At 41.5% G+C, this 25,001-nt stretch carries 27 protein-coding genes and 1 other annotated feature; of the genes, 5 read left to right on the forward strand and 22 right to left on the reverse strand.

The window, feature by feature from the left end; genetic code table 11:
- The first annotated feature begins 6 nt into the window (after positions 1 to 6).
- Positions 7 to 1,122, forward strand: coding sequence for a flavodoxin-dependent (E)-4-hydroxy-3-methylbut-2-enyl-diphosphate synthase (ispG, locus tag AAYR28_RS11550; protein ID WP_345808830.1), 1,116 nt, complete (start codon positions 7 to 9; stop codon positions 1,120 to 1,122).
- A 43-nt stretch (positions 1,123 to 1,165) separates the two neighbouring features.
- On the opposite strand, the gene AAYR28_RS11555 is transcribed toward ispG, so the two are convergent.
- Positions 1,166 to 1,528 (reverse strand): DUF308 domain-containing protein, encoded by a 363-nt coding sequence (locus AAYR28_RS11555; RefSeq protein ID WP_342495573.1) that lies wholly within the window; start codon positions 1,526 to 1,528, stop codon positions 1,166 to 1,168.
- Between the two features lie 139 nt (positions 1,529 to 1,667).
- Here AAYR28_RS11555 and AAYR28_RS11560 point away from each other — a divergent pair, with 139 nt between their 5' ends.
- Positions 1,668 to 2,246 (forward strand): 5' nucleotidase, NT5C type, encoded by a 579-nt coding sequence (locus AAYR28_RS11560; RefSeq protein WP_327827634.1) that lies wholly within the window; start codon positions 1,668 to 1,670, stop codon positions 2,244 to 2,246.
- Between the two features lie 66 nt (positions 2,247 to 2,312).
- Here the strand turns inward: AAYR28_RS11560 and AAYR28_RS11565 are convergent, their stop codons facing one another.
- The 5 genes from AAYR28_RS11565 to AAYR28_RS11585 all read right to left on the reverse strand — a co-directional run bounded on the left by AAYR28_RS11565 (position 2,313) and on the right by AAYR28_RS11585 (position 6,411).
- Positions 2,313 to 3,230, reverse strand: coding sequence for an ROK family protein (locus AAYR28_RS11565; protein WP_342495574.1), 918 nt, complete (start codon positions 3,228 to 3,230; stop codon positions 2,313 to 2,315).
- Between the two features lie 121 nt (positions 3,231 to 3,351).
- Positions 3,352 to 3,780, reverse strand: a complete 429-nt coding sequence (locus AAYR28_RS11570; RefSeq protein ID WP_342495575.1) for a Fur family transcriptional regulator — start codon at positions 3,778 to 3,780, stop codon at positions 3,352 to 3,354.
- Positions 3,758 to 4,618 carry a metal ABC transporter permease gene (locus AAYR28_RS11575; RefSeq protein ID WP_034280150.1) on the reverse strand — a complete coding sequence of 287 codons (861 nt, stop codon included), beginning with the start codon at positions 4,616 to 4,618 and terminating at the stop codon, positions 3,758 to 3,760. The genes AAYR28_RS11570 and AAYR28_RS11575 overlap by 23 nt, the downstream gene beginning before the upstream one ends.
- Positions 4,618 to 5,394 (reverse strand): metal ABC transporter ATP-binding protein, encoded by a 777-nt coding sequence (locus tag AAYR28_RS11580; protein WP_024423006.1) that lies wholly within the window; start codon positions 5,392 to 5,394, stop codon positions 4,618 to 4,620. The genes AAYR28_RS11575 and AAYR28_RS11580 overlap by 1 nt, the downstream gene beginning before the upstream one ends.
- A gap of 135 nt (positions 5,395 to 5,529) precedes the next feature.
- Positions 5,530 to 6,411 (reverse strand): YitT family protein, encoded by an 882-nt coding sequence (locus AAYR28_RS11585; RefSeq protein WP_024427967.1) that lies wholly within the window; start codon positions 6,409 to 6,411, stop codon positions 5,530 to 5,532.
- Positions 6,412 to 6,551: 140 nt separating this feature from the next.
- Between AAYR28_RS11585 and AAYR28_RS11590 the strand changes: the two genes are divergently transcribed.
- On the forward strand, positions 6,552 to 6,806 hold the full coding sequence (locus tag AAYR28_RS11590; RefSeq protein ID WP_024423008.1) for a DUF2624 domain-containing protein: 255 nt from the start codon (positions 6,552 to 6,554) through the stop codon (positions 6,804 to 6,806).
- Between the two features lie 48 nt (positions 6,807 to 6,854).
- On the opposite strand, the gene AAYR28_RS11595 is transcribed toward AAYR28_RS11590, so the two are convergent.
- Positions 6,855 to 7,748, reverse strand: coding sequence for a deoxyribonuclease IV (locus AAYR28_RS11595; RefSeq protein WP_041117997.1), 894 nt, complete (start codon positions 7,746 to 7,748; stop codon positions 6,855 to 6,857).
- 9 nt (positions 7,749 to 7,757) lie between these two features.
- Positions 7,758 to 9,077 carry a DEAD/DEAH box helicase gene (locus AAYR28_RS11600; RefSeq protein ID WP_034280145.1) on the reverse strand — a complete coding sequence of 440 codons (1,320 nt, stop codon included), beginning with the start codon at positions 9,075 to 9,077 and terminating at the stop codon, positions 7,758 to 7,760.
- Positions 9,078 to 9,232: 155 nt separating this feature from the next.
- Here AAYR28_RS11600 and vrrA point away from each other — a divergent pair, with 155 nt between their 5' ends.
- On the forward strand, positions 9,233 to 9,937 hold the full coding sequence (gene vrrA / locus AAYR28_RS11605; RefSeq protein ID WP_041117998.1) for a VrrA/YqfQ family protein: 705 nt from the start codon (positions 9,233 to 9,235) through the stop codon (positions 9,935 to 9,937).
- Between the two features lie 157 nt (positions 9,938 to 10,094).
- Positions 10,095 to 11,039: a 4-hydroxy-3-methylbut-2-enyl diphosphate reductase gene (locus AAYR28_RS11610; protein WP_034280141.1), complete on the forward strand. Its 945-nt coding sequence runs from the start codon at positions 10,095 to 10,097 to the stop codon at positions 11,037 to 11,039.
- Between the two features lie 37 nt (positions 11,040 to 11,076).
- On the opposite strand, the gene AAYR28_RS11615 is transcribed toward AAYR28_RS11610, so the two are convergent.
- From AAYR28_RS11615 to AAYR28_RS11680, 14 genes are all read right to left on the reverse strand, one after another.
- On the reverse strand, positions 11,077 to 12,198 hold the full coding sequence (locus tag AAYR28_RS11615; protein ID WP_342495576.1) for a Nif3-like dinuclear metal center hexameric protein: 1,122 nt from the start codon (positions 12,196 to 12,198) through the stop codon (positions 11,077 to 11,079).
- Positions 12,191 to 12,907, reverse strand: a complete 717-nt coding sequence (locus AAYR28_RS11620; RefSeq protein ID WP_345808831.1) for a tRNA (adenine(22)-N(1))-methyltransferase TrmK — start codon at positions 12,905 to 12,907, stop codon at positions 12,191 to 12,193. Before AAYR28_RS11620 ends, AAYR28_RS11615 begins: the two co-directional genes overlap by 8 nt.
- Positions 12,908 to 13,027: 120 nt before the next feature.
- On the reverse strand, positions 13,028 to 13,387 hold the full coding sequence (cccA, locus tag AAYR28_RS11625; RefSeq protein ID WP_034280134.1) for a cytochrome c550: 360 nt from the start codon (positions 13,385 to 13,387) through the stop codon (positions 13,028 to 13,030).
- Between the two features lie 301 nt (positions 13,388 to 13,688).
- Positions 13,689 to 14,810 (reverse strand): RNA polymerase sigma factor RpoD, encoded by a 1,122-nt coding sequence (gene rpoD / locus AAYR28_RS11630; RefSeq protein WP_008342392.1) that lies wholly within the window; start codon positions 14,808 to 14,810, stop codon positions 13,689 to 13,691.
- Between the two features lie 206 nt (positions 14,811 to 15,016).
- Positions 15,017 to 16,846: a DNA primase gene (gene dnaG, locus AAYR28_RS11635; RefSeq protein WP_024423015.1), complete on the reverse strand. Its 1,830-nt coding sequence runs from the start codon at positions 16,844 to 16,846 to the stop codon at positions 15,017 to 15,019.
- Between the two features lie 33 nt (positions 16,847 to 16,879).
- Entirely contained in the window at positions 16,880 to 17,380 is a 501-nt protein-coding gene (locus tag AAYR28_RS11640; protein WP_024423016.1) for a YaiI/YqxD family protein, read from the reverse strand.
- Between the two features lie 261 nt (positions 17,381 to 17,641).
- Positions 17,642 to 18,463, reverse strand: a complete 822-nt coding sequence (locus tag AAYR28_RS11645) for a pyruvate, water dikinase regulatory protein (protein ID WP_008342399.1) — start codon at positions 18,461 to 18,463, stop codon at positions 17,642 to 17,644.
- 25 nt (positions 18,464 to 18,488) lie between these two features.
- The gene (locus tag AAYR28_RS11650; protein ID WP_024423017.1) at positions 18,489 to 19,127 is read right to left on the reverse strand and encodes a helix-turn-helix transcriptional regulator; all 639 of its coding nucleotides are present in this window, start codon (positions 19,125 to 19,127) and stop codon (positions 18,489 to 18,491) included.
- A gap of 167 nt (positions 19,128 to 19,294) precedes the next feature.
- A complete protein-coding gene (gene glyS, locus AAYR28_RS11655; protein WP_070326494.1) occupies positions 19,295 to 21,340 on the reverse strand; it encodes a glycine--tRNA ligase subunit beta in 2,046 nt (681 codons plus the stop codon).
- On the reverse strand, positions 21,333 to 22,220 hold the full coding sequence (glyQ, locus tag AAYR28_RS11660; RefSeq protein WP_012010611.1) for a glycine--tRNA ligase subunit alpha: 888 nt from the start codon (positions 22,218 to 22,220) through the stop codon (positions 21,333 to 21,335). Before glyQ ends, glyS begins: the two co-directional genes overlap by 8 nt.
- A 111-nt stretch (positions 22,221 to 22,331) precedes the next feature.
- Positions 22,332 to 22,509 (reverse strand) — a binding site (T-box leader).
- A gap of 39 nt (positions 22,510 to 22,548) precedes the next feature.
- Positions 22,549 to 23,319 (reverse strand): DNA repair protein RecO, encoded by a 771-nt coding sequence (gene recO, locus AAYR28_RS11665; protein WP_034280128.1) that lies wholly within the window; start codon positions 23,317 to 23,319, stop codon positions 22,549 to 22,551.
- Between the two features lie 35 nt (positions 23,320 to 23,354).
- The gene (locus tag AAYR28_RS11670) at positions 23,355 to 23,498 is read right to left on the reverse strand and encodes a YqzL family protein (protein ID WP_003217288.1); all 144 of its coding nucleotides are present in this window, start codon (positions 23,496 to 23,498) and stop codon (positions 23,355 to 23,357) included.
- Between the two features lie 148 nt (positions 23,499 to 23,646).
- On the reverse strand, positions 23,647 to 24,552 hold the full coding sequence (gene era, locus AAYR28_RS11675) for a GTPase Era (protein WP_007501305.1): 906 nt from the start codon (positions 24,550 to 24,552) through the stop codon (positions 23,647 to 23,649).
- Positions 24,545 to 24,943: a cytidine deaminase gene (locus AAYR28_RS11680; RefSeq protein WP_345808832.1), complete on the reverse strand. Its 399-nt coding sequence runs from the start codon at positions 24,941 to 24,943 to the stop codon at positions 24,545 to 24,547. The genes era and AAYR28_RS11680 overlap by 8 nt, the downstream gene beginning before the upstream one ends.
- Between the last annotated feature and the right edge of the window lie 58 nt (positions 24,944 to 25,001).

A 25,001-nucleotide genomic window follows, 5' to 3' on the forward strand; every position in this document is an offset into this window, starting at 1 on the left:
TGACAAGTGAGTGAAGTCACACATCGTACTAAAACGCGTCCCGTCAAAGTGGGACCTTTAACTATAGGTGGAAATAATGAGGTTGTCATTCAAAGTATGGCAACAACCAAAACACATGATGTCGAAGCGACAGTCGCTGAAATTAAACGTTTAGAAGAGGCAGGCTGTCAAATCGTGCGTGTCGCATGTCCAGATGAGCGTGCAGCAAATGCAATTGCGGACATTAAAAAGCAAATTAACATCCCGCTTGTTGTGGATATTCATTTTGACTATAAGCTTGCCCTGAAAGCGATTGAAGCAGGCGCAGACAAAATCCGAATCAATCCAGGAAACATCGGAAGAAGAGAAAAAGTCGTAGCGGTTGTCAAAGCAGCAAAAGAAAAAGGCATTCCAATCCGTATTGGCGTAAACGCTGGTTCATTAGAGAAAAAAATTCTTGATAAATACGGCTACCCAACAGCAGATGGTATGGTCGAAAGTGCACTGCATCACATTAAAATTTTAGAAGACCTAGACTTTCATGACATCATCGTCAGTATGAAAGCATCTGATGTAAACCTTGCAATTGAAGCATACGAAAAAGCCGCTAAAGCCTTTGATTATCCTCTTCACCTTGGGATTACAGAATCAGGTACGTTATTTGCAGGTACAGTCAAAAGTGCAGCTGGACTTGGCGCTATTTTGAATATGGGAATTGGGAACACACTCCGCATTTCATTAAGTGCTGACCCAGTTGAAGAAGTAAAAGTAGCACGTGAATTGTTGAAATCATTTGGTCTTGCATCAAATGCAGCAACACTGATCTCCTGCCCAACTTGTGGACGAATTGAAATTGACCTCATCAGCATTGCAAATGAAGTCGAAGAATATATTTCTAAAATCAAAGCACCGATTAAAGTAGCAGTTCTCGGCTGCGCTGTTAACGGTCCAGGTGAAGCACGTGAAGCGGACATCGGAATCGCAGGCGCTAGAGGCGAAGGCTTATTGTTCCGTAAAGGTGAAATTGTTCGTAAAGTACCGGAAGAAACAATGGTCGAAGAACTGAAAAAAGAAATTGATAAAATCGCTGAAGAACATTATGCGAAAATGGAAGCTGAAAAAGAAAAACAAGCGAATGCCTAACAAAAAACGCCTGACTGTGACGTCAGGCGTTTTTCTGTTCTTGTTAAAAGAACGGGGTGATAAATATGCCTAGGATGACGGAAACAATTCCGATCCCAATTGACCACGCGCCAAGCGCATGTGCTCCTTTTCTTCGTGCAATATAACCAACGACGATTGCCGCTACCCCTAATAGCACCGGCAAGACAAATAATGAGATAATCGCAATCGCGAGTGCTGTATAGCCTATCCCTTTACTGCCTGAATTGTCACCTGCATGGTCACGTCCTCGTCTATCTTCTCGATCTCTTGAAGCTTGATATGGCTCTGCAATTTCAGCAGCTGTTTCCTCTAAATAGCCATCATCATTACTAAAGTGTGTGTCGATTTCACGATCATTTCTTCTGAAATCCTCGTCTCTTTCCATGATCAATTCCCCCTTTTGGTTAATAGAAAGGAGCTTTTTTAGTATGAGCAAAAATGTCTGTTTCATGATTGCTAAAACTTGCTGGAATTGTGAATTGATTATGTTACACTTTAAGAGTATAAAAATGAGGAGTGTGGGCATGTTACGTTTAGGAATTGATATTGATGGTACAGTGACGGCGCAGGACACCTTTGTTCCCTACTTAAATGAGTCGTTCCAATGTGCCATGACACTAGAAGATATGACAGAGTATGATTTGACGAAGCTTTTAAAGATTTCTCAAGAAGAATTTTGGGGCTGGATGGATCAGCACGAGCCTCTTATTTATAAACAGGCAGAGCCTGCTGAGGGTGCAAAAGAGATCCTCGAACAAATGAAGCAGCAGCACAGATTGATTTATATTACCGCAAGAAGGCAGCAGCATTCGGATATCACCTACAAGTGGTTTCAAGAACATGACGTACACTATGATGCTATTGAGCTGGTTGGCGGTCATCATAAGCTGGAAGCCGTTCAAAAGCACAAAATTGATGTATTTTTTGAAGACCATCATGGCAATGCCACAATGATTGCAAAAGAAGCTGACATCCCGGTTATCCTTTTTAACTCCCCTTATAATCAAATGCCCGTTGACGACAGGATTATTCGCGTGAACAACTGGCAGGAAGCGTCTCAATGGATCAAACAATACGAACAGCGTCTGCAAACTGCTTATTAATGTAACTGAGCGAGCACCGAAGCGGAACAAACACGAGGATTTGTCTACACGCTGAAGCCGATACATTTAATGTATCGGCTTTTTTAATGGAGCAAGCTGCCCTTCTTTCATGAGGAAATGGTAAAGTGCCCCCTTCATGCCTGCCTGATTCAAGTAGCAGCAAGTTTCCAGCTTCACCTGAATGTTCTTCCATGCATGCAGTGTATGTAAATGTTTTTCAATGTTTTGTAATAAATCTGGTCTTGCACTTACGCCTCCGCCAATGAGGATTTTCTCCGGGTTAAGAACAGTCGCTACATTGTAAACGCCAATGGCTATTCGCTTGTACCATTGATCCACCAGCTTCTCAATGGCCGGATCATGCTTCGCCTTTTCAAAAATTTCTTGACCGTCTATTTGAGTACTTTGCGGTATTCCTTGCTTTTCTTTATAGCTCCGAATTAATCCAGCCGTTGAAGCGCTGCTGTTAAGAGTTGTAAACTGGCCATTTTCTGTCTCTGTCAGCATCATGCCGAATTCACCACCGCGGAATGATGCACCGCGCACAAGCTGACCATTAGCAAAAATACCCCCGCCGACACCAGTGCCAATTGTCATACAAATAAAGCTGTCACAATCTTTCGCATGACCGCTGTATTTTTCTGCGAGAGCTGCACAGTTCGCATCATTTTCCACTTCTACACGAAGAGACGTTTTCTCTTCTAAAAGTGCTTTTACATTTTGACCATTTAAGGCGATGATGGCACCTGCAAATTCTGTATAACCTGAATCACTGTCCACAAAGCCTGGTAGACTGATGGCGATACCGCTGACATTCGTCATCCTTTGATATTCCTTGACCACATCTGCCATGGCTTCTAAAAACGGTTCAAGCTGCCGGCAGTTCGTCTGATAGTCACCGCTAGAGACCAGCTTTCCATCCTGATCCATTAATCCATGTTTCGTTCTCGTCCCGCCTACATCAAACACGACATAATAGGCCACACTTTTACCCCTCCCTTTACTTCAAAATGTAGTACCTTGATCTCATTTTAATGAAACAGCCTCCCTTTGTAAAACGTTTTCAAAAGAGAAAACAAAAAAGCCAGCTCCATGGCTGGCTTCCTCATGAGTGAACTTCCTTCGGTTCGCAGGAAGGACACATTCCATATATTTCAAACTTATGTCCGCTAATATGATAATCCTCTAAATCGGCGTCGAGCTTGTCCATAGGGCAGGCATCAATCTCTTTTGTTTTCCCGCATGTAAGACAAATAAAGTGATGGTGATGATGGGAAAATGAACATTTAAAACGGAATAGTTTCTCCCCTGACAATTCTGTTGTTTCTAATATTCCAAGGTCTTCATATAGTGACAAATTTCGATAAATCGTATCAAAGCTGAGACCAGGGTAGTCTTCACTTAGTGCCGTCAGCACATTTTTAGCCGTCAAGTATTTATCAGAATCAGAAAACAATTGAAGCATGTCTTCACGTTTGCTTGTATATTTGTAGCCTTTTTCCTTTAATAAATCAAGCGCTTCTTGTACGTTCATGTTGATTCCCCCTTCTGAATTTCCCAATACTAATACACCCGATTAAAATCAAGATAGACAGCATCACAATGGTTCCGCCTGGCGCTAAATCAAGATAATAGCTTAAAATCAATCCGGCCAATACAGACAATTCACCAAATAAGATCGAAAGGAAAATTGCCTGTTTGAATCCTTTGGCAATGCGGATACTTGCCGCAACAGGAAGCGTCATGAGCGCCGACACAAGCAGTGTACCGACGATACGCATCGATGCCGCAATGACAAGTGCAACGACTAAGATAAAAATAAAATGAATCCATTTTGCTGAAATACCAGAAGCCTTTGCATGCTCTTCATCAAAAGAAAGCAGAAACAATTCTTTATATAAAAGCACAACAACTAACACAACAACGAGTGAGATCCCTACAATAATCCAAAGATCAAGTCTTGAAACCGCACTGACACTTCCGAATAAATAACTAAACAAATCTGTATTAAAGCCATTCGCTAGTGAAATGAAGATGACGGAGATCCCAATACCCCCTGATAAAATAATAGGAATGGCAAGCTCCTGATAATGCTTATACACTGAGCGCAGGCGTTCAATAAACAATGAACCCGCAACAGAAAAAGCCATCCCTAAGTAGAGCGGGCTTACCCCTGTCAAAAGGCCAAACTTTTTATCAAGAAATAGACTTGCGGCAATACCGGCAAGTGATACGTGACTGAGGGCATCTGCAATAAGCGAGAGCCTTCTTACGACAATAAATACACCAAGTAAGGGCGCAATAAAACCAATCAGTATACCTGCGATAAACGCATTTTGTAAAAATTCATAATGAAAAAATGGAAATAGCATTATTCATGTCCCCCATGATGGTGATGGTCGTGATGAATCACTTGAATGTCATGCCCGTAAAATTGCGATAGCGCCTGATCATCCATTGAATCAAACGCTTCTGCATCCCCGTGGAAATGCAGTGTCTGATTTAAACAAGCCACATGGGTGACTTTATCAGAAACGGTGCCAACGTCGTGTGTGACGAGAATTAAAGACATTCCTTTTTCTTTGTTCAATGTTTCGAGCAGCTGATAAAAGCCTTCTACTGTCCGCTGGTCTACTCCAACCGTGGGCTCATCCAAAATGAGCAGCTTCGGCTGGCTGACAAGCGCACGGGCAATAAATGCACGCTGCTGCTGTCCGCCAGAAAGCTCACCGATGTTTTGATGCTTTAAATCTTGTATGCCAACTGAGCGAATGGCATCTTCTACTTGCCATTTATCCTGCTTGCTCATTCGTTTAAACAAACCAATTTTCGCGGTCAGTCCGCTTGCGACGACCTCATATACAGAAGCAGGGAAACCCGTATTAAAGCTATTCGCCTTTTGAGAAACAAATCCAATTTGATCCCAGTCTCTAAATTTTGAAACAGGCGTGCCAAATAGCTTTAATTCACCTTGCTGCGGTTTAATGAGCCCAAGCAGGCATTTTAATAAGGTTGTTTTACCAGAACCATTCGGTCCAACAAGTGCTAGAAAGTTTCCTTCCTCTACTGTTAAATGAATGTGATCAATGACATTTCGCTGTCCATACGAGTACGAAATGTCCTTCATTTCAATAATTGGCTTTGCCATGAATCTTTCCACCTTTAATCAATATAAAAAGAATGATTACGATTTATACAACAAAAAGAAAATGGCTTTTGCCATTTTCTCTGTCCATACATACATTTCATTATATAAAAGAAAGATAAAAAAGTAAAATAAAAGCTAATGAATGGCTGTTTTGAACTTACCGCCTTTTGTTTCATGCGTATCCATAATCGTGATAAATGCTTGATCATCAATTTCAAAAACAATGGATTTCAGCTTTGTAATTTCAAGCCTTGTGACAACGGCGTAGATGACATCTTTTTCTTCATCTGTATAGCCGCCTTTTCCTCTCAGCTTTGTCGTTCCCCTGCCGAGTCGATGCAGAATCGCATCTGAAATTTCATCATAATAGTCTGATACGATAATCACAGCTTTTGTTTCATCAAGCCCTTGAATAACAGCATCAATTGTTTTCATTGCCAAATAATATGTCATGACAGAATACATAGCCTGCTCTGGTCCGAAAACAAAGCCTGCCCAAATAAAAATGAACACATTGACGATCATGACAAACTCACCGACGGAGAAAGGAATTTTTTTCGTCAGAAGAATTCCCAAGATCTCTGTTCCATCCATTGAACCTCCATTACGGATGACAAGTCCAACACCAAATCCAAGTAATAGCCCTCCAAATACAGTGGCTAAGATCGGCTGTGTTGTAAATGCCTCCACATGATGAAGTGAAGATTCAATCACGGCTAAGCTGACAATCCCAATCACAGTGGAAATCAGAAAGGTTTTCCCAATATGCTTGTATCCTGATATCATAAATGGAATATTTAAAATGACAACAATCGTCGCAAAATTTATAAACGGGTTATCTGTAAAGAGATAATCCAAAATAAGCGAAATGCCGATGATGCCTCCATCAATAATATTGTTTGGCACTAAAAATAATTCAATGCTGACTGCTGCACATGCAGCTCCTACTAGAATCAGAAAAATTCTCAAAATAAAATGAGGCACTGATTCCTTTCTATGCTGTTTACTATTTGCCATACGTTCTCCCTTCTACACATGTTAAATTTTCAATGAACATTTTATTCACTTTACTATTTTATCATTTCACAGAATAAAATAAAATTTTTTGCACATTTTCCGTTTTCGCCCATACATTGTTACAGAGGGGAGGAATGGAATTGATTTTAATTCAAAAAATTGTCCTGCAGCGGCTCAATCAGATCACAGCAAACGATCTGTTAAGGTATGCGAAACAGTACGGCGTCAGTTTAACGTCTCATCAAGCTGCTGAGGTTGCCAAACTCATGAACGGGAAAAACATCAATATTTTTAATGACTCAGAGCGTAACCGGCTTCTTAAGCAAGTGGAAGCGATTACTTCTAAACAGACAGCACAGACTGTGAATGATTTGTTTAACCAGTTTACAAGTTAAGCAAAAAAGGGCCGCATTTAGCGGCACCTCAACATGTTGCATCCTTTTTTACTGACCCGTAATTTTATCTAGTAAGCCTTCATCAAATTGCTTTTCTTTCAGCATCGCAATTTCGAATTTGTAAGGTGGTTTTTTGTTCTTTTTATCTTCACCTACATAAGGCGTTTCTAGAATTTTCGGCACATCTTGAAGCTGCGGATGATGCACAATATAGCTCAGTGCATCGAAACCAATTTCACCAAAACCGATATTTTCATGTCGGTCTTTTCTTGCGCCTTGTACGTTTTTACTGTCATTAATATGAAGAACTTTGATTCGGTCAATACCGACGATTCGGTCAAATTCTTCTAATACACCATCAAAGTCACTCACAATCGGGTAACCAGCATCATGCGTGTGACACGTATCAAAGCAGACAGAAAGAGCTTCGTTATGTGTCACTCCGTCGATAATTTGGGCAAGCTCTTCAAAGCTTCTTCCGCACTCTGATCCTTTTCCTGCCATTGTTTCAAGTGCAATTTGAACCTCTTGACCTTTTACAATGACTTCGTTTAAACCTTCAATGATTTTTTGAATCCCTGCTTCTGCCCCTGCTCCGACATGCGCACCAGGGTGGAGAACAATTTGTCTTGCTCCCAGCGCTTTTGTACGCTCAATCTCAGATCGAAGAAAGTCTACACCAAGCTCAAATGTCGCTGGATTCACTGTATTTCCAATATTGATAATATACGGAGCATGCACGACGATATCCGTCATGCCATGCTCTTTCATATGCGCTTGTCCAGCTTCAATATTCAGGTCTTCAATTTTTTTGCGGCGCGTATTTTGCGGTGCACCTGTATAAATCATAAACGTATTCGAACCATAAGAGGCAGCTTCCTCACTCGCTGCAAGAAGCATATGTTTTCCGCTCATGGATACATGTGAACCAATCTTTAACAATGTTTCCCCCTACTTTCCATTACGCTTTGACTTTCTACGTTCCTGTCTTTTGATTTTATCCATCTCACGTGTCATTTTCTTTTTATATCCAGGTTTGACGGCTTTCGGTTTTCTCACAAGACGTTTTGCTTTTTCTTCAATTTCATTCGGGGCTTTTTTACGTCTTTGACGCTTCAGACGGTCATCTGCATCCCGCCATTCGCCATGAACAATGGTTTTGTTTTCAAACACAACGCCCATTTTTTCAATTTGAATGAGTGCATCCTCATCAGCCAGCTCATAAATGGTCATGGCAATTCCAGATGAACCCGCACGAGCTGTTCTTCCAACACGGTGCACATAAAAATCAAGATCAGATGGAAGTTCATAGTTAATCACGTGGCTGACGCCTTTAATGTCAATCCCGCGTGCTGCAAGATCAGATGCCACAATATAAGTGAACTCCAAATCTTCAATTTGTTTCATGACTTTTTTACGTTCGCGCGGCGTTAATCCGCCATGGAGCACACCGATTTTCATTCCTTTTTCTTGTAAGAATGCTGCGATTTCATCAACAGTTGTTTTTGTATTGGCAAAAATGATTCCTAAATAAGGCTGTACATTCGTCACCATTTCATGGAGCAATTTTAATTTATCACGCTGTTTAGACGGAACTAAAATATGCTGAATGTTTTCTGCTGTAATCCGTTTTGGTTCAACATGCGCATACTTTGGATTGTCCATATATTTTTTCAGGAAAGGCTTTAGTTTTTCTGGAATGGTTGCAGAGAACACAAGCATTTGCAGCTGTTCTGGCATTTGTGCACCAATACGGTCCACATCTTCTAAAAATCCCATATCCAGCATTAAATCAGCTTCATCAATAACAAGAGAGGTCGCTTTATAAACATTCAGCGCCTGCTCATGAATGAGGTCAGCAATACGTCCAGGTGTACCGACCACCAAATGCGGCTGGTTTTTTAGCTTTTGAATTGATTTCTGCTTGTCCGTTCCGCCAATGTAAAGCTTTGCTTTGATCTCTTCTTCTGGAGAAGCATTCTTTAAAATCGTTTGAGCTTCTTTGAAAATTTGATTGGCTAATTCTCTTGTAGGTGCAGTAATCACTACTTGTACCTGTTCTTTGCTTGGATCAATTGAATGAATCAGCGGCAGTAAGTAGGCATGAGTTTTTCCTGTTCCGGTTTGTGACTGGCCAATCACGCTTTCTCCTTTTAAAACAGCAGGGATGATTCTTTTTTGAATATCAGTCGGCTCATAAAAGCCTAGTTCATGAATAGCATCTATAATAAAAGGCTTTAATTCATATGTCGTAAATTTCGTTTCTTTCATGTTTTCACTCCTTAAGGCAATGCCTTTTTGCTCATCTCCTCATTATAGCTGATTTTCAGTAAAAAAACCATGTCCGCTTTTCCTACAGGAAACCAATTGGTGCTTCCTTGCATAACCTATGAAGAGAAAGAGAATGCAGTAAGGGAGGTACAAGTATGTTAGGGCAAAGGCCTATGGGCGATTTTCAGCCGCGCCGTCCCTCACGCCGGCACCTTGGAAATGGCGGACAGCCCGGAATGTTTCAAAGAGGGCAGCAGCCTCCTATCCAGCAGCCTTTTCAAGGGCAGGGCAATCCATTTCAGCAAATGATGCCTCGCTCCCCGTCTGTACAGGGAGGCGGTTTACCCGGGATGGGCGGTATTCCAGGAGGTGAGAGCCGTGCACTAGGCGGCGGAGCAGGAATTAAAGGCATGCTCTCTAAATTTCTTCCTGGCGCAGGAGGAGCTGGAGTCTCTGGAGGTGGTGCGGGATTACAAGGAATCCAGAGCTTCACAAATCCTGCAACCCTCTCAAGCATGTTAGGAAATGTTCAAAAAGTGCTCGGGATGGCGCAGCAATTTACGCCAATGATTCAGCAATACGGTCCTTTAGTAAGAAATTTGCCTGCGATGATTAAACTGTACAGCCAGCTTGGCAGTGCGGATGATGATGAAGAAAGTGCAAATGATGCTGATGCAGAATCAGCGGAGACCAGCGCGGAAACAGAAGTGCCCGAGGAAGAAGCACAAACTGACGAAATAGAAAAAAATAAAGAACCAGAAGACATCCTCGTCAAAAAAACAGCACCACACACATCACCTGCTCCTCAAGCAAAACCGAAAAAAAGATCTGGCAGCTCTGTTCCAAAACTATATGTCTAGTGATCTTTTAACGGCGAAGTGTTCACTGCGTATAACAATCTTTGATATATACGCTTACTTTGGCTATAATGGAAGCAAGAGAATGATAAAAAGCCGTTTTTTACGGCTTTTTATATTGTTCTTCTCTAGCAGCACTTCCCTACAGGAGGACGAATAAATGAATGTAATTAAAATATCGCCGCGTGGCTATTGCTATGGCGTTGTGGATGCAATGGTCATTGCTAAAAATGCCGCACTTGATAAGAACTTGCCACGCCCAATTTATATATTAGGTATGATTGTGCACAACAAACATGTCACTGATGCCTTCGAGGAAGATGGAATTTACACACTGGACGGACCAAACCGCTTAGACATTTTAAAGCAGGTTGAAAGCGGAACAGTCATTTTCACGGCTCACGGCGTTTCTCCTGAGGTTCGTCAAATCGCAGAAGAAAAAGGCCTTGTCACCATTGATGCGACCTGTCCAGATGTAACGAAAACTCACGAACTCATTTCAGAGAAAACAGCCGATGGCTATGACATTATTTATATTGGGAAAAAGGGTCATCCTGAGCCAGAAGGAGCTGTCGGAGTAGCCCCTGACAAGGTACACCTTGTCGAAACAGAAGCTGACATTGAGGCACTCGATTTAACATCAGAAAAACTGCTTATCACGAACCAAACGACGATGTCGCAATGGGATGTCCACGACCTGATGGAGCTGATTAAAGAGAAATACCCTCACGTCGAGTATCATCAAGAAATTTGCCTTGCGACACAGGTGCGTCAGGAAGCAGTATCGCAGCAAGCTGGCCAAGCCGATTTAACCATTGTTGTCGGCGATCCAAAAAGTAATAACTCTAACCGTCTCGCACAAGTGTCAATGGAGATTGCCGGAACGCAGGCTTACCGTATTGGCGACTTAAGTGAACTTAAGCTGGAATGGCTGCAGGGCGTCAAAACCGTTGCCGTTACTGCTGGTGCTTCAACACCAACACCTATTACAAAGGAAGTCATTCGTTTCTTAGAAAACTATGAACCAGATGATGAAACAACTTGGAAGATTGAACGAACCGTTCCTCTTTCTAAAATTTTACCTCGCGTCAAAACAAAGAAATAAGAAAACGTCAGAGCATATCCGCTCTGACGTTTTTTGTTTACATAAATTGAAATGGGTTTGTGTTTGATTCAGAAACAAAGAGCTGTACGTTATATTTTTTATCCGCACATAGCGATTGAAGCTTCGCCTTTACGCCCTCTTTCATAATTTTTTCAGCATAATGCCCCGGGTCCACAACGTTCAGCCCTAGCATCATGGCATCGTGCGCAACATGGAAATAAAGGTCTCCTGTTACATACACATCTGCACCCATTCTTTTCGCTTGATGGATGTATTTATTTCCGTCTCCCCCAAGCACCGCCACTTTTTTCACAACAGCGTCTTGATCTCCTACAAAACGAGCACCATTCACATCTAGCTTCGTTTTCACAAATTGTGTGAAATCTCTCAGTGTCATTGGCTCATTTAGCTCTCCAATACGGCCAAGACCTTTTTGAATAGGAGGAAGATCTGTCCTGTGTACACTATAGGCGACTTCTTCATAAGGATGTGCTTTGATCATTTCGCGAATCACTTGTTTTTCTATACTTGCTGGGAAAATGGTTTCAATCCGCACTTCTTTCACAAATTCTAATTGACCCGACTCACCAATAAACGGCTCAGCTTCTTCTGATGGCAGAAAGCTGCCTGTCCCTTCATTTGAAAACGCACAATGGCTGTAGTTGCCGATATGGCCGGCGCCCGCATTTCCTAAAGCTGTCCGGATGGCCTCTTCAAATTCCTCTGGGACATACAGAGCAAGCTGTTTGATTGGATCTTCGTATGTCGGCACTAACACTCTTGTTTCTTCAAGCTCTAAGGCCTCAGCAAGCAGGTCATTGACTCCGCCATCAGCTACGTCTAAATTCGTATGTGCCACATATACCGCAATATCATGTTTGATGCATTTTTCAATGATACGTCCAGTCGGCTGATCCGTCGCTACATGTTTTAATGGACGGAAAATCGGCGGATGGTGGGCAATAATAAGATCCACTTTTCGCTCGATCGCCTCATCTACTACATTCTCTAATACATCTAGGGTGATCATCACATTGGTTACTTTTTTATTTAAAGTCCCAATCTGAAGACCAATTTTATCCCCTTCCATGGCGTATGCCTTTGGTGAAAATTGTTCAAACAATTGGATGATTTCATGCCCGTTTACTGTTTTAGCCAACAGTCAAAACCTCCTTTAGCATCTTTATTTTCGCATTCAGCTCTTCAAGGCGTTCTTTATTTTCTTCTGTCCGCGCTGCCTGCTGAATTTGACTTTCTATCTTCTCCATATGCTGAAGCTCTTGCATCCACTTGCGCCGGAAGACGTCATTTTGCTCTTTCGCAAGGAACGGACCAACCAGCATGCCTGCTTCAAGTGACATTCCTTCATAAGCTTTATCTTTATCGCCTTTTTCTGCGATGATGATTTCGTATATTTTGCCGTCCTCTTCTAAGATGACTTCATCTAACAAATCATACCCCTCTTGATAAAGCCATAAACGAATATGATGGGCATGGATATTCGGCTGAAGAATGAGCCTCTCATGGCCTGCGAGCTTATGCCTTCCTTCATTTAGAATGCTTGCGATGAGCGCCCCGCCCATACCTGCAATCGTCACTGCATTCACTTCGCCTTTTTCAATGACTTCAAGGCCATTTCCTTTTCTGACCGAAATTGCTTCATCTAATTCAAGTCTATGTACTTGCTGCTGCGCCGATTGAAGCGGTCCATCGGTAATTTCACCAGCAATGGCTTTCACTGCTTTTTGATGCAGGATCGCATAGCATGGTAAATAGGCATGATCTGAGCCGATATCAGCGAAGACTGCCTCATCTGGTAAAAAGTCTGCGACTTTTTTTAATCGTTTCGATAAATTCATTTCATTCATACGTATCACTACTTTTCTTTAATGTTCATACTTGTCTATCTTATATAAATTATGGACTTTTTAAAAGTCGTTTTCAAATGAAAAAAGCTCTTCTTTTGAAAAAGAGCTTTTTGTGTAAGATTATTTAATTTTAGACACCCATTCCGCCATTTCATCGAGCTTTTCATTTGGAATCAGCCCGCCTGGCATCCCGTTGCCGCCTTCTTGGATTTTCTTCTTGATGTCAGCTACTTCAAGCTTGTCTCCAACACCTTTTAATGCAGGACCTGCGCCGCCTTCATAGTTTTCCCCGTGACAGCTTAGACAGTTCTGCTTATACAATTCTTCCGGCGTTGCATTTGCTGTCTCTTCTTGCTTTTGCTCTTTGCCCCCAGAGGCAATTTTTTCTTCATCTTTCAGCCCCTTCATTGATAAGAAAAAAGTGAGTCCAATACCTAAAATGGCAATCAATAAAAATGGTATAAGTGGATTCCGTTTCATTTCTTTCATCCTCCCCTTTGTGAAAACCCCTTCGAGACTATGCAAACAATTCTAATTCTACTTTAATTTTACAAAAAGTAAACGAATTATGATACAAAACTTTGGTCAAGTTCACAGATTAGACAAAAATGATTCAAGATGAGAAATGAAGCCTTCAGCACATTTAGATGTATTTTTTATACATCTTTTCTCTAAGAACGTTGCAAATTCATTTGTTATTCAGTAAAATATAATCAGATTGAAAAAAGCGTTTTCATTTTTGATAAGAAAGAACGGATCTCTTTTAAGATCCGTCCGGTTTCTACTCTAAGAAGTCTTTTAATCGTTTACTTCTGCTTGGGTGTCTTAATTTACGAAGAGCTTTCGCTTCAATTTGTCTGATACGCTCTCTTGTTACGCCGAACACCTTTCCAACCTCTTCTAACGTGCGAGTTCTTCCGTCGTCTAGTCCGAAACGTAGTCTCAGCACATTTTCTTCACGGTCCGTCAGCGTGTCTAATACATCTTCAAGCTGCTCTTTTAAGAGTTCGTACGCAGCGTGGTCAGATGGAGATGTCGCCTCTTGGTCTTCGATAAAATCACCAAGATGCGAGTCATCTTCTTCACCAATAGGTGTTTCTAAAGATACAGGCTCTTGCGCAATTTTAAGAATCTCTCTTACCTTTTCTGGAGTTAAATCCATGTCTTCAGCAATTTCCTCAGGCGTTGGTTCTCTGCCTAGGTCTTGCAGAAGCTGTCTTTGAACACGGATCAATTTATTAATCGTTTCCACCATATGAACCGGAATCCGGATTGTTCTCGCCTGATCGGCAATCGCACGTGTGATCGCCTGTCTAATCCACCAAGTCGCATATGTTGAGAATTTATATCCTTTGCGGTAATCAAACTTCTCAACCGCCTTCATTAGACCCATGTTTCCTTCTTGAATCAAGTCAAGGAACAGCATACCACGACCGACATAGCGTTTCGCAATGCTGACAACGAGACGAAGGTTCGCTTCCGCTAATCTTCTTTTTGATTCCTCATCGCCCTCTTCGATCTTTTGAGCATACGTAATTTCTTCTTTAGCAGATAACAAATTGACGCGTCCGATTTCTTTTAAGTACATACGAACAGGATCATTGATTTTGACACCTGGTGGTACGCTTAAATCATTTAGGTCAAATTCTTCTTCTGCTTTAGCCAGCTGCTGAACATTTGGGTCTTCTGTCTCTTCGTTTTCACTAATGAGCTCTACACCCTGTTCGCCTAAGTATTCATAGTATTCATCCATTTGGTCTGATTCAATTTCAAAGCTAGACATACGCTCTGCAATTTCTTCGTATGTTAAAACGCCCCGTTTTTTACCCGTTTCAGTGAGCTTATCTCTCACCTGTTCAAAGGTTAATTCAGTTTCGGTTTCGTGGGCTTGTTTATCAGCCATTATGGATCCCTCCTTCCAAAGCTTGCAACGAATTCTAAAGTAACTTGCGATTTACTTCCGCCCTGCTTTTCTCTCTCTATCAAACAGATGACGAAGCAAATAGGAAATAAAATAAATAATGATGAAGGCAAGATGCTTGCGGTCTTATGCTCCTCCCGTAAAGGATTCATTGCCAGCCGTAAGTCCTCTCATTAATAATAGACGTATTACTTCAGCGAACGGTTCAACTGAATAATTTCTTTTGCAAGTGTTGCCGCTTTGAAGAAATCTTTTTGCCTCTCCGCTTCTGCACGTTCTAGTTCTTTTTCCTTTATCATTGACAAATTCCGATGATTCAACACTTTTTTTACATAATCACTTAATTCAGCTTCACTTAGTTCGTCTCCGACTTGAATCATCAATATATCCGTCAACAGCTGATTCATGACATCATCTTCTATACGGTTCATCAGGTGCTGCGGCGTTGGTTCTTTGCCTTCTTCATACAAGGCATAAATGTACGTTGCCAGCGCCCTGTGCGAATCTATATTAAATTCAATCCCGATTCTGTCAAGTACTTTGCGGATCACGTCATCGCTTTTTAACATATGAGCAAGCAGCATTCGCTCTGCATTTTCATATGCCGGCCGCAGACGCTTTCTTCTCACTTGTGTTGACAGATGTGCACGCCGTTTTTCAAGCCCGTTTTCTTCCTGCGTGCTTTTGGTTTCTTGCCGTTGCTGTTTTTCAAACAGCTCCAGTTGTTCTTTTAATGAATCAAGTGAGATCGAAAACTCCCCAGCAAGCTGTTTCATGTAAATCTCTTGCTCCAAAGAGCCGTTTAACCGGCTGATTTCTCGGAGAACCTGCTTCATATAAGTAAGTCGGTCTCCTTCGTCTGATAAGTTTTTTCCTCTTCGGAAAAAATTCATCTTAAACGTCATTAATGTCACACTTGCATCTATGATGTCATTCCTAAATTTCTCGCCGCCATATTTACGAATGTAATCATCTGGATCAAGTCCATCTGGTATCATGGCAACGCGAACTTTACATCCTCTTTTTCCAAGCAAATCTGATGCTTTCATGGTCGCTTCGTATCCGGCCGTATCAGAGTCATAGCAAAGGATGATCTCTTCTACGTTCCGCCTGAGAAGCTTTACGTGCTCTTCTGTAAGAGACGTACCCATTGTTGCAACACTTTCACCGACACCTGATGTAACAGCTGAGATGACGTCTGCAAATCCTTCAAAAAGAACCGCCCGTTCGCGTTTGCGAATATGCATACGTGCGTCATGAAAGTGATAAAGCAGCTTACTTTTATGAAAAAGCGGCGTTTCAGGACTATTCATATATTTAGGCTGCTGATCACCAAGCGATCTTCCGGAAAAAGCGATGACCGTTCCATGATGATCATGAATGGGAAACATGACACGATCTCTAAAGCGGTCAAAAAAGCCTGTGCCGTTTTCACGTTGAATCAAAAGACCAGCCTTCTCCATCATCACAGGATCAAATCCTCGTTTTTCTAAAAACTTGGTCACGAAATCCCAAGAATCAAGAGCATACCCGATCTCAAACTTGGCAATTGTTTCATCCGTAAAGCCTCTGGACCGTAAATAATCGAGTGCGTTTTGACCTTCCTTTGTATTTACCAGCAAATGGTGGTAAAATTTCTTAAGAAGCTCATGGGCCTCAATCATTTTATGATCTGCAGTGTCCTCTTGCTGAGAGGAACTCATCTGAGCATTCGCTACCTGATCAGGCAGATCAATATGGTACTTATCAGCCACATGTGAAACGGCTTCAATAAATGAGTAGCCTTCCATTTGTCTGAGGAAAGAAAACACATTGCCTCCTGCACCACAGCCGAAACAATGGAAGATTTGCTTATCTGCTGAAACAGAGAATGAAGGAGTATTTTCACCATGGAATGGACAAAGACCGAAGTAATTTCGACCTTGCTTTCTAAGCTGTACGTATTCTCCAATCACTTCGACAATGTCTGCGTTTTTTTGGATCTGCTCCAAAAGTTCATCTGGTATACGTTTGCTCATCCTAATAACACTCCGTCGTACATTATTCGCCTTTTAATTTAAAAATCCTTCATGATTCGACAGGATTTTTTGTAGTTGCGCCATAAATCGCTTCTTATCCTCTTCTAAAAGCTTTTTGGGACCTTTTCCGTATACACCTTTTCTTCGCTGTTTGCTAGAAACATGCCTGCGTTCCAAATCAAAATCAATTGTTTCGTTTGTGTACATTCGTCCTCTTTCAGACAGAACAATGACCTGTCTCGGAAGCAGTAAGGAGGCAAGACCAATATCTTGGGTGACGACAATATCATGTGCGGCAGCTGAGTTTGCAATGACTAAATCCGCTGCTTCCTTATGTGTATCTACAAACCGCCAATCTTCAAGTGGAGATCTTTTGGTTTGAAAATGCTCATATGAAGCAATGAATGTCACTGGTACTTGAAATTGAGATGCGACAGAAAGGATTTCGTCTTTTACAGGACAAGCATCTGCATCGACATAAATCGTCCTCTCTTTTTTACGTTCATTCAGGTGACTAATTCTCCATCCCTCCACCTTATTCCTGCTTTAGAGAAGCAAAAAGACCATACTTTTCCCCCATAAAGCAATCAACAGTAAAACTCATTTTGTCGAAAAGTTATGTTCAGAATCACTTGACTTCTGCCAATATTAGTTTATTCGTTCTTGACTTAACTTAAACCTAAAATCAATCATTTTATCACAATTTTTTATTATAATACAAATGCAGCAAATATGCCATTGTTTTTGTTTACCCGTTTCCCACCATAGGAAAAACCCAGGAGGAGCATCCTGAGTTTATTCGGAACCTCTTTTGGTCAGCATTTGATGAATAACATTTGCCGTTTCCTCAACTGCTTTATTCGATACATCAACGACTTGACAGTTAATGCGGTCAACCACTTTTTCAAAATACTCTAGTTCCTCTTTAATCCGCTCAATGTTCGCATAAATAGCGCGATCATTTAAACCAAGAGATTTTAAACGCTCTTTGCGAATATGATTTAGTTTGTCTGGACTAATTTTTAAACCGATACATTTCTTCGGATCAACTGAAAATAACTCTTCTGGCGGATCAACTTCAGGTACAATTGGAACGTTCGCTACCTTCAGCCGCTTATGTGCCAAATATTGAGATAATGGTGTCTTGGACGTGCGTGATACACCAATGAGCACAATATCAGCCTTTAGAATACCTCTTGGGTCTCTGCCGTCATCGTATTTCACAGCGAACTCGATGGCTTCTACCTTTTTAAAATAGTCCTCATCTAATTGACGTACACGACCCGGCTCATGTTTCGCTTCATTTCCATATGCCGTTTCCATTTTATCAATGAGCGGACCGATGATGTCATAATAAACGACACCGTTTGCTTCTGCTTCCTCGATTAAGAATTGGCGCATTTCTGGCACAACAAGAGTAAAGCAGACGATCCCATTATCTGCTTTCGCCAGTGAAATGACTTCTTTAATCGTACCAACATCTTCTACATACGGGATTCTTCTAATATTTGAATGGTCTGATGAGCCGCCATCAAATTGGCTAAGTGCCGCTTTGACCACGAGCTCTGCCGTTTCTCCAACTGAATCTGATACCACAAAAATTACGCGATTACTCATAACATCCCCTCGCAGTCTTCTGTCATTAGATTATTTCGTTCTCCGATAAGCTGACAAGTATTTTCGTCATATTTGTTTTCGTAATTCTTCCGACCACTTCAAAGCCTTTATCCGTATCTTTTATCACAGGAAGTGCATCTATTTGCTTTTCAATCAAGTGCTTCGCCACATCCATAATGAAATCTTCCTTGCGGCAAACGGTGATGTTCGGCATTCTTGTCATAATAATATGGACAGGGATAGATGGAAGCTCCTGTTTCCCTATACTTGCGCGAAGGAGGTCTTTTCTGGATAACACGCCTGTTAAAATAGAGTGATCGTCCACAACGAATAATGTGCCCACATCCTCTAAAAACATCGTACAAATCGCATCATAAACCGAAACATTCTCATGTATTACCACTGGAATGGATTGAAAGTCTTTCACTTGAAGTTTTTTCAGCTTATCTGCGAGAAGCTGCGTGCCTGTTTTTCCTGTGAAAAAGTAGCCGACCCTTGGTCTTGCTTCTAAAAAGCCTGACATTGTTAAAATGGCTAAATCCGGTCTGAGGGTCGCCCTTGTTAAGTTCAGCCGATCGGCGATATGCTCTCCAGTGATCGGACCATTCTCTTTGACAATCTGTAAAATCTGCTCTTGCCGTTTATTTAACTCGATTGTACTCACCACCTTTAAATAGAGAGAGCGAAATCTTTATTTTATGTATATCATTTTCATAACTCATCATATTATAGCGCATCTTTGTCCGAATGAAACAAAAATCCACTCAAAAACCTTGAATTAAATGAGTAAAAAACGATTGCCCTTCGGAAAAGGCAACCGTTCTTAGGTATTTATTTTACAATTAAATTGTTCATATTCGCAAATGATTGAATGACTTTGGCTAGTTTGACCATTTGTGCTAAACGATTTCGCTTCAGTTTTTCATCATCCGCATGAACCATTGTATGATCGAAATAATGAACAATCGGTGTTTTTAACGTATCCAGCGCCTCAAGTGCCAAGCTGTATTGTCCTGCTGCTACATGTTCCTTTACAGCTTTCTCTACTTGCTGATACGCCTCAAACAGCTTTTGCTCATGTTCATTTTCAAACAGTTCAGGCTGAATCTCTGCATCTTCCCCTTTTTTACTGATTGAAATGACGCGTCCCAATGCTTCAGCCGTTTCTTTGAAGCTTTCTTGTTTCACACTCTCTTCAAGAACAGCTGCTTTTTTGACGACTGCATATGGCTCAATATTTTCAACATCCAGCACTGCATCAACAACATCATGGCGGATATGCTCTGCTTGAAGAACATATTTTAAACGATGCGTTAAAAATTCAATCAGAGCAGCTTCATGTTCTGCCTTTACTTGTGCAAGTGCTAGCAGCTCTTTAAATGAAATATTCCAATGACGGTCGAGCAGGATTTGAACGATACCGCTCGCTTGTCTTCTAAGTCCATAAGGGTCTTGAGAACCCGTTGGGATCACATCAATTGAGAAGAATGAACAAATAGAATCAAGCTTATCTGCTACTGCCACAATCGCACCAATCAAAGTGGATGGCGCCTCGTCACCAGCAAAGCGCGGCATATAGTGCTCGTTGATGCTTCTTGCTACTTCTTCATGTTCACCAAGAGCTCTTGCATATTTCTCACCCATGATTCCTTGTAATTCTGGGAATTCATAGACCATTTGAGTCACAAGGTCAAACTTCGAAATACTTGCTGCTCTCGCCACACGTTTAGTGGTTTCGTCATCTGCTCCGACATGCGCCGCTAGACGGGTTGCAATGTCTGTCACTCTCTTCAGCTTGTCGCCGATTGTTCCAAGTTTCTCATGGAATACCACTTTATCAAGCTTTTTAATATTGTCTTCAATCACTAGTTTTTCGTCTTCTTTATAGAAGAATGCAGCATCTGATAAACGCGCACGAAGTACTTTTTCATTCCCTCTTGCGACATTTTCGAGCGCCTCACTGTTTCCATTTCTGACTGTAATAAAGTGCGGCAATAATTCCCCTTGCTCATTTTTTACAGGGAAGTAGCGCTGATGCTCTTTCATTGTCGTCACCAATACTTCTTCCGGCAATGCAAGAAACTCTTCTTCAAAGGAACCAGACAGCACAGTTGGATATTCTACAAGGTCGTTCACTTCTTCTAAAAGTTCAGGATCAACAGGAATGACCCAGCCTTTTTCTAAAGATAGCGCATCTAGCTGTTCAGTAATGAATTGTTTTCTTTTCTCTGAGTCTGCAATCACAAATTGATCGCGCAAAGTTTGTTCATAGGAAGCAGGTGTGTCAATGCTGGCTGTCGTTCCAAGGAAACGGTGTCCTCTAGTCTCACGGCCGCTTTTCACCCCAGCAATTTCAACAGGTACAATCTCTTTTCCAAATAAACAAACAATCCATTTAATCGGACGGATATAGCGTAAATCCTCGCTTCCCCATCTCATGTTCTTTGGAAAACTTAATGAAGCGGCGATTTCACCTAACGCTGGCAGAAGGTCTTTGACTTGCTTTCCTTCTTGAAACTTTTGGACATGGACATAATCCACTCCTTTGATCTCTTTGAAATAGAGATCATCTGTTGAAGCACCTTGTCCTCTTGCAAAGCCTTCAGCTGCTTTTGTCCAATTGCCTTCAGCATCTTGGGCAATCTTTTTAGCTGGGCCTTTTGCTTCTTCTTTGATGTCTTCTTGTTTTTCTGCGACACCTTTCACAAGTACAGCAAGACGTCTAGGTGAGTTAAATAAAGAAGTCTCTTCGAATGAAATATTTTGCGTTTCAAACCATGCTTTTACTTTCTCACCCAGCTGCTTTGTGCTCTCTGGCATGAAACGAGCCGGCATCTCTTCTAAGCCGATTTCAAGTAATACATCTTGTTTATTCATGAGAAGCCGCCTCCTCTTTTAGCATAGGGAATCCCAGTTTTTCGCGTTCTTCATAATAGGTTTTGGCTACTTTTCTTGCTAACTGACGCACTCTTCCGATATAACCAGTTCGCTCAGTCACAGAAATAGCACCCTTTGCATCGAGCAGGTTAAACGTATGAGAGCATTTGAGGACATAATCGTATGCCGGGTGAACAAGCCCTTTGTCCATTTGGCTATGTGCTTCTTTCTCATAGGTTGTAAATAGCTCGAACAGCATGTCAGTATTAGATGTTTCAAATGTATAAACAGAGTGCTCGTATTCAGCCATTAAGAATAAATCTCTGACCGTAAATCCGTCTGTCCATTCAAGATCGAAGACATTTTCTTTGTCCTGGATGTAAGAAGCAAGACGTTCAATACCGTATGTGATTTCAACAGAAACGGGCTTACATTCTAAGCCGCCGACTTGTTGGAAATACGTGAACTGCGTAATTTCCATCCCATCAAGCCATACTTCCCAGCCAAGTCCTGCACAGCCAAGAGATGGATTTTCCCAGTTATCTTCCACAAAACGAATATCATGTTTCAGCGGGTCAATGCCAAGTGCCTTCAATGATTCAAGATATAGCTCTTGAATATTGTCAGGTGATGGCTTAATGATCACTTGAAATTGGTGATGCTGATACAATCTATTTGGGTTTTCTCCATATCTGCCATCAGCCGGGCGTCTTGAAGGCTCTACATAAGCTACCTTCCACGGCTCTGGGCCGATGCTTCTGAGGAACGTGTATGGACTCATCGTTCCGGCACCTTTTTCTGTGTCATACGCCTGCATTAATACGCAGCCTTCATTTGACCAATGCTTTTGCAACGTCAAAATCATGTCTTGAATATTCAATGATTGCACCTCCATCTTTTCTAGACCAACCGCTATGTATGGCGGGTGGGATGAGAACCTTGTAAGAGAACACAAAAACTCCCGTCTCTATGCTCGCAAGGTTCTTGCAAACATAGGGACGAGAGTTTTTCCCGCGGTTCCACCCTATTTGCTGGTGTAGTAGCACCCAGCCGCTTTGTTTTACGTTGCTCAAGAATGCCTTTCGTTACGCCTCCATCCTTAGCTCACACCGCCCTAAGGTCGCTTTTATGGATTTTACGTAAGTACTTCTTTCTGTCAATGCAACATATTTTATCTTAGATGATCTTACAAAAAGTCATGGGAGATGTCAACTTTTGTTTTCCCCGCCCATTAGCTTTTTCATGGATTCCATCTGATTCATGAATTTTTTTGATTTTAAATAGAGGCCGGAATATTCGTCATAGTAGTGATCAAGCACTTGACGAATTTCTTGTTTCGTCTGCTGTTTCACATCAACCTGACCAAGCCTTGATAAATCAAAATAATGAAACAAACGGAGCAGCCTTGCAGCTGCGGGGGATAAGGGCAGTTTATATGGATCTTTCGAAAAACAATTTTGGCAAATGAAGCCGTTATCTCTTATTGAGAAATGGAACTGCCCTTCTTTTTGACCACAGTGCACACATTGATCAAGTTCAGGCTTCATCCCCATCACTGATAACATTTTGACCTCTACGATAAATAAAATAATATCAGCATCTGTACCTTCGTTGAGATGACGCAGAGATTGAAGCAGAAGCTCAAACAAATAAGGGTTTGGCTTTTTTTCTTCTGTCCCTTTATCCATCAATTCCGTCATATATGCGGCATATGCGGTCAGAAATAAGTCTTCCCGAATGGCCCGCATACTTTCAATCATTTCGCCTTGCTGGAGCGTTCCAAGTCCTGTTGATGATTGGATCAGGAAGGTTCCGTATAAAAACGGCTGGCTTATGGCTGACAGGCGGCTGTTTGATTTTTTTGCGCCTCTTGCCATGACACCAATTTTCCCATGTTCTCTAGTGAGCAGCGTGACAATTTTGTTTGTTTCGCCATAATCTGTTGTTCTAAGGACGATTCCTTCACTTTTAATGAGCATTTGTCTACACTCCGAGCATTGGAGGGGGTCAAGAATTATAAGATTGGAAAATCAAATCGTGCTATCTCTTCTTCAAGTACATCGGGTCTTTCCAGGTTCTCCTTTTCTAACTCTTTGAAAAGCAGATACGTGTCAACGCTTCCTGTTTGTGAAAATACGTTCCATGTAAAATTCAACATAAAAACCCCACCTTTCTTTATTAGAAGCAGCAACGCTACATCCAACATATTAATTTTATCTTGACCAGGCTACCTCCATTTCATGATAAACAATTTTTACTAATCGAACCGCACCATTGTCAGATTTGCTGACAAATGCAGCGATTTTTTAATATTCGTCTTCTCTAAATCCAAAATCACGCAGGTGAGTGGATTTATTACGCCAGTCCTTCTGAACTTTGACCCAAAGCTCTAAATACACTTTTGAGCCTAGAAGTGCTTCAATATCTCTGCGCGCTTTTTGTCCCACTTCTTTTAACAAGCTGCCACGTTTACCAATGACGATCCCTTTTTGCGAATCACGTTCTACGACAATGGTCGCCGCGACATGAATCTTGCCATTTTCATCTGGCTTAATCGATTCAATCGCAACCGCAATACTGTGCGGAATCTCTTCTCTCGTTAAATGCAGCACTTTTTCACGAATTAATTCAGAAATAATAAACCGTTCTGGATGATCTGTTACTTGATCTGCCGGATAAAATTGAGGGCCCTCTGGAAGATAACCTTCAATCTGCTGAAGAAGCGTGTCGATATTGTTTCCTTCAAGAGCTGAAATTGGCACAATTTCCTTGAATGGGTAACGTGTGCGGTATTCATCAATTAAAAGGAACAGTTCATCTGGATGAATTTGGTCAATTTTATTAACGACTAGGAACACCGGTGTAGATGTTTGCTTTAGTCGTTCAATGATGAATTCATCACCTTTGCCATAGCCTTCCTGTGCGTTAATCATAAACAAGATCAGGTCGACTTCCTTCAGTGTATTTTGAGCCACCCTCATCATAAAATCACCAAGCTTATGCTTAGGTTTATGGATCCCCGGTGTATCGATAAAGATCGTTTGTGATGTGTTTGTTGTCAGAACACCTTGCACTTTGTTTCGCGTCGTTTGGGGCTTATCGCTCATGATGGCGATCTTTTGTCCAATGACACGATTAAGAAAGGTTGATTTCCCTACATTTGGTCTTCCAATAATTGATACAAATCCTGATTTGAAGCTTTCGTTAGTCATTTAAATCCTCCGGTGAAAATGCGCCTGGCAATAGTTCGTTTACTGTTGTTTCGTATATATGTCCTTTTAAGTTCGTTAGAATCAATGGCATATCAGGTGCACATAGCTCTGAAATGACCTGTCTGCATGCGCCGCACGGCGAAACAGGACGGTCTGTATCAGCCACCACTGCTAACATTTGAAAAGATGTAATGCCTTCTGAATAGGCTTTAAAAAGTGCTGTTCTTTCCGCACAATTACACATACCATATGCTGCATTTTCAATGTTGCAGCCGCCATACACTTTTCCATTATTCGACAGTAATGCTGCACCGACTTTGAATTTAGAATAGGGTACATATGCAAAATCTCTTGCTTTGATTGCTTCTGAAATCAACTCTTGTTTGTTCATTCCTAGTTCCCACTTTCAGAAGAAATGGTACCACTGTCACATTTATATTTTACATAAT

Source organism: Bacillus safensis (genome assembly GCF_039619585.1).
Lineage (GTDB): Bacteria > Bacillota > Bacilli > Bacillales > Bacillaceae > Bacillus > Bacillus safensis.